This is a genomic window from Candidatus Pantoea gossypiicola, from assembly GCF_008632075.1.
Lineage (GTDB): Bacteria > Pseudomonadota > Gammaproteobacteria > Enterobacterales > Enterobacteriaceae > Pantoea > Pantoea gossypiicola.
Window position 1 is genome coordinate 1 of record NZ_VWVM01000044.1, and the last position, 4,981, is coordinate 4,981.

At 59.2% G+C, this 4,981-nt stretch carries 5 protein-coding genes; all 5 read left to right on the plus strand.

Features of this window, described 5'->3' with window-relative positions:
• The first annotated feature begins 139 nt into the window (after positions 1-139).
• The 5 genes from F3I20_RS23685 to F3I20_RS23705 all read left to right on the plus strand — a co-directional run bounded on the left by F3I20_RS23685 (position 140) and on the right by F3I20_RS23705 (position 4,833).
• On the plus strand, positions 140-2,017 hold the full coding sequence (locus F3I20_RS23685) for a tape measure protein (protein ID WP_150016034.1): 1,878 nt from the start codon (positions 140-142) through the stop codon (positions 2,015-2,017).
• Positions 2,014-2,793 (plus strand): phage baseplate protein, encoded by a 780-nt coding sequence (locus tag F3I20_RS23690; RefSeq protein WP_150016033.1) that lies wholly within the window; start codon positions 2,014-2,016, stop codon positions 2,791-2,793. The genes F3I20_RS23685 and F3I20_RS23690 overlap by 4 nt, the downstream gene beginning before the upstream one ends.
• A gap of 115 nt (positions 2,794-2,908) precedes the next feature.
• On the plus strand, positions 2,909-3,241 hold the full coding sequence (locus F3I20_RS23695) for a phage baseplate plug family protein (protein WP_150016032.1): 333 nt from the start codon (positions 2,909-2,911) through the stop codon (positions 3,239-3,241).
• Positions 3,228-4,103: a phage protein gene (locus F3I20_RS23700; protein ID WP_150019448.1), complete on the plus strand. Its 876-nt coding sequence runs from the start codon at positions 3,228-3,230 to the stop codon at positions 4,101-4,103. The genes F3I20_RS23695 and F3I20_RS23700 overlap by 14 nt, the downstream gene beginning before the upstream one ends.
• Entirely contained in the window at positions 4,090-4,833 is a 744-nt protein-coding gene (locus F3I20_RS23705; protein ID WP_150019449.1) for a Gp138 family membrane-puncturing spike protein, read from the plus strand. The genes F3I20_RS23700 and F3I20_RS23705 overlap by 14 nt, the downstream gene beginning before the upstream one ends.
• The last annotated feature ends 148 nt before the right edge of the window (positions 4,834-4,981 follow it).

The following is a 4,981-nucleotide window of genomic DNA, read 5'->3' on the forward strand; positions in this document are numbered from 1 at the left end:
AGCATGAAGTTGAAGATAAACAACTGTCGCTTCATGAGGTGTGAAGAGAGGGCTCTAAGAGTCCGAACTTAGTACGCCCCTATGGGGCGGAAAACAAAGCCGCCTTCTATGAAGGCGGATTTTTACTTCTGGAACTAATATGGCCCTTATCGACGAATTTCTCTATGCGCTGGGTTTTCAGGCCGACCTGCGCGGCGGCCAGGCGTTTGACGAGCAGCTGCAGCGTATCGGCGACCACGGTGAAAGCACCCGCCATTCCCTGCTCAGCACCATCACGGCGGCCAACCTGCTCTCCCACGCGCTGGAAAAGGGGGCGGAGATGGCAAAAGAGGTCGGCGGTGAATTTATCCGCACAGCGAAAGAAATGGAGGACATGAAGGTCACCTTCGAGTCGCTTTACACCACGGCGGCAGAGGGTGAGCAGAAGTTTCACTGGCTGGTTAATTTTGCACGCGCCAACCCGGTAATGGGGCTGGACGCAGCGAAAGAGGCCTTCCTGTCGCTGAAAAATAACGGCGTTGAGCCGACTGTTGCCGCCATGAAGGCAATGGGCGATACCATGGCCGCCATGCCGGGGATCGGCTACATGCTGGGTAAAGACGTCGGCGAACTGCTGGAAGGCCGCTATGCCATGGGCGGTGCGATTGCCCAGGCCGGGATCAAGCTGCACAGGAGCAGTAAAGGCGGCGAAACGTCCTATCACGGCTCCTACATCAACAGGGAAGGCCAGACAATACCCATCAAGCTGGATATCAGCGATGCGAATAAAACTATTGAGCAGCTGACTAAAATTCTTGACGACCGCTTCGGCGGTACCATGGATAAACACGCTAAAACCATGACGGGCTTGATTGCACGCTGGGGCAACGACTGGCAGACCTTCCAGATGCAGGTGATGGACAACCACGTATTTGCCGCGCTGGAAGATGAGCTATTCAGTATGATCACCCAGTGGGAAGCCTGGGCGAAATCACCCGATGCGCACGAGATGCTGGCGGGCATCAGTCAGATCCTGACGCTGATTGTGAAAATCGTGGCGGAGGCTATCCGGCTGACCGGGCTGGTGGCTGAAAAATTCAGTCAGTGGTTTGGCAGTGTGCACAGCGTTGAATTCCTTCTCGCCAGCATTTTTCTCGTGTCGAAATGGACAACCATCATCGGCCTGGTGGCAAAACTTGCCGGCGGATTCCGTGATGTGGCGGCGGCACTTGAGCTGGTCCGCGACGGCGAAGCCGTTGTGGCGGCACTGACCGCGCTGATTGATCCGCTGGCCCTGCTGCCGGGGCTGATAGCGGTGGGCGTCGTCGGGGCGATCGCGGGCATTGCCTCCCTGATTAAAAAGTGGGACGAGTTTAAGCTCGGCATTCTGGATAAAGGATATCTGAACGATTTTTTCAGCGCCTTTGAGCATGGCATTACCCGCATGATGGCCTGGTTCCGCTACTGGCTGGACTATATGGACATCGGCACTTTGAAAGGACGCCAGGCGCTGTCCTCTATTGGTCTTGCCCCTGAACTGTCGGACGCAGAAAAGAAAGAACTTGCCGACAAGCAGAAGGCGCATCAGGGCGGTGTCGGCAGATACATGGATGATGAGGTGGCAAAAGATGATGCCGCTCAGAAGCACCGGCAGGGCAGCGGTGATTACCTTAAAACGCTGAAGGCCGCGCATCCCGACTGGACGCTGGGGCAGATTGCGCAGTGGACGAAGGCGAATCGCCCGGCAGCCTACCGTGATTATTTCACCCTGCCATCCGGCCCGGTAAAAGCCGATCCGGCCACAGCGGCATCCTGTGCTGCAGGTAAAAAGTTCAGTACTCATGACTCTGCCGCCACTGATAAACCGGGAGAGAAAACCACGCCGGTTGAGCATAAAGACGATCACTCTGTGAACATTCACGGCCCGGTCAACGTTTATACCCAGGACGCTGCCGGTTTTGCGGCGGGGCTGCGTGAGGCAAACAGCGGGCTGGCCTCATCAATGGAAAATCACGGTACCGGAGGAAGGCGATATTGAGCGACGCAGCGGTCACAACCAGAATCGGCACCTTTGTTTTCGACGTGGTGACGGAGGAAAGCCACCACTCTGAGCTTAAAGTCACAGATAACCCGGTCGAGTCCGGCTCGCAGATTTCCGATCACGCGATACTGACGCCACGACCTTTTGAAATCACCGGCATCATGGTGGACTTCGATCCGACGGACACGCTGTTTAATCAGCTGGCGGAGGATAATTATGTCCGTGAGCCGGATTTTATCGACGACCTGCCCATCCCGGGCGAAATCAAAAGCCTTACCGCGCAGGGCGTCAGCCTGGCAAACCGGGTGCTGGACCAGGTGGCGTCTGCGGCCAGTTCGCTGGTGGGTGGTTCATCCGGCCAGCGGGCGCTGGCACCCTGGCTGCCGTCCCTGCTGGACACGGATTCAGCGGACCTGGCGACCAGCGATCAGCGTGTTGCCGATGCGCTGAAGGCACTGCGCAGCATGCAGCAGTCCGCTACCCCGATCGCCATTACCACGCAGACGGCGAGCTACGATCAGTGCCTGCTGCTGAATGTGGACGTAAAGTTCACCCGCACCGGATCAGCAGTATTCAGTCTGAAATGTCGTGAGATATTTATCACGACCACGCAGACGGCCAGAGGTTTAAAGATTCCCTCACAGGGTAAAACCGGCGGGCGCACCGCAAAACAGGCCGCAAAGGCGGTGGATAAAGGTAATCAGCAGCTTCAGCAGGCAGACCTGCCGCCGGAACTGAAGGAGCAGGCCGCCGCGTTGGGTATTGAAAATTAGGGGAAACCTGCCGGCGGACATACGCCACCGATTAAGCGTTGAAGCAATTTGCAAAAAACAAAGTCCCGACTGTTTACGCAGTGCGGGCTTTTTTCATGTGAGCCGGAGAACGGGCATGGCAACATTTTACAGACTCGCGGTCAGCAGCGATCCGTACCAGACCCTGAAGGTCACGGTCGGCAGCACCAGGTATCAGCTGAGCCTGCGTTATAACCCGGTACCGCCTGGCGGGCAGTGGCTGGTGGATATTTCTGACGCCGGTACTAATAAGGCCCTCATCAGCGGCTATGCCCTGGTCTGCGGCGTGCCGGTGCTGAAGCGCACCCGCCTGCCGTTCTGGCTTTACCTGTACGACAGCAGCGGCAATGCGCTGAACCCTTACGGCGGCAGCGACATGGGCAGCCGCTGCATTCTTTACCTGATGGACAGGAGCAATGACAGCGATTAAGCAGTATGGCCGTCAGTACATTCTGACGATCGGCAACAGTAAAGAATCCATTCAGATTAACAACCTCCGCATCGCCTTCAGCATTTCCCACACCCACGACAAAACGCCCAACAAGGCCACGCTCCGCGTCTGGAACCTGACCCCTTCACACCGGCATCAGGTGACCGGCGGCGAGTTTAAGCAGGTCGCGCTGGCGGTCGGCTACGGGTCACTGGAGAACTGCCGGGTGCTGTACGCCGGGCAGATCACGAAGCCTGCGGTTGTCCGCGAGGGGCTGGACTTTATTCTTGAGCTGACCTGCGACGACGGTGCTACCGCGTACCGGGATGCGTTTGTGAACGTGACGCTGGCGGCGGGCAGCACGCATGAGGATGCGATTGCACACTGCGCGGGGGAAATGACCGGCATCACGCCGGGAAATATCGGCCTGCCGGCTGACGTGACGTTTACGCGTGCGAAGGTCTGTTACGGCCCGGCCCGGCACGTGATGACGCAGGTGGCGAACCATTACGGAGCGGACTGGATGATCCAGAACGGGGAACTGCACGTGCTGCACCCGGATTACTGCCTGCCGGGTGAGGGAGCGCTGCTGAACGAATCCGGCGGCATGCTGGGCAGCCCGAAACCCACCGATCGCGGTCTGGAGGTGTCCTGCCTGCTGCGCCCGGAAATCACCGTGGGCTCGCTGGTGCGGGTTGAGTCGATCGTGGCGGACTACAACGGCGACTACAAGGTGGTGGCGGTGAAATCAGAGGGCGACACGCACGCGTCCCGCTGGGGATCACGGCTGACGCTGGTGAACGGGAAATTTAAGCAGGCGAAGAAGCTGAAAAAGAGGAAGAAAAAAGATGAGCACGCTTAGCCGGGACACGGCCTCGCTGGATTCGGTCATGGCAGCGGCGGCGGATGATTTATCCGCTCGCCTGCGCGTGGCCATGCCCGCCATCGTGACGGCGTTTGATGATAAACGTCAGACGGTGACGCTGCAGCCGGCCATTGCCGGCACGGATGAGAACGGCGATGCCATCACGCCGACGGTGCTGGCCGACGTGCCGGTCAAGTTTCCGCGTGGCGGGGGCTTCGCCTTCACCTTCCCCGTGAAGCCCGGCGATGAGGGCTGGGTGCTGTTTGCCGATCGCTGTATCGATAACTGGTTCAGCAGCGGGCAGGTGAGCCAGGCGGCCGAGCACCGCCAGCACGACTGGGGCGACGGCGGATTTCTGCCCGGTTTTTCCAGCCTCACACGGGCTATCGGCAGTTTCCGCAACGACGCCATCGTGATGCGTCAGCTTGAGGGCACCGGATATGTGTCCATCGACACCGGCGGCAACGTTGACATCGATGGCGCAAAGCTGACGGTTCACTGCGAAGCCGAATTTATGAAGCCCGTCACGATAGATGACACGCTGACGGTGACCGGGGCCGCTGCGATGAACGGCGGCCTGTCGGCCAGTGGCGGCAGCGGGGCCGCGGCGAAGATTACCGGATCGGTTGAAGTCACCGGCGGTGACGTGACGGTTGACGGCATCGGCAGCAAATCACACCACCACACCGACAGCCAGAACGGGCAGACCTCGGAGGCGCAGGCATGAGGACACGACGGACTGACGGAGAGGGTGACTGGACGTTCGGGCGGGGCCGCGCATCCTACGCCAGCAAGTCTGAGTGCGTGCGGCAGAAGGTGAAAACCCGGCTGCTGTCGCTGAAGCAGGACTGGTTTCTGGATCTGGAGCACGGCCT

What these genes read in the sequence shown, in the direction of transcription:
- F3I20_RS23685 (WP_150016034.1), top strand. Translation starts at nt 140, where the DNA reads ATGGCCCTTATCGACGAATTTCTCTATGCGCTGGGTTTTCAGGCCGAC.
- F3I20_RS23705 (WP_150019449.1), top strand. Translation starts at nt 4,090, where the DNA reads ATGAGCACGCTTAGCCGGGACACGGCCTCGCTGGATTCGGTCATGGCA.
- F3I20_RS23700 (WP_150019448.1), top strand. Translation starts at nt 3,228, where the DNA reads ATGACAGCGATTAAGCAGTATGGCCGTCAGTACATTCTGACGATCGGC.
- F3I20_RS23695 (WP_150016032.1), top strand. Translation starts at nt 2,909, where the DNA reads ATGGCAACATTTTACAGACTCGCGGTCAGCAGCGATCCGTACCAGACC.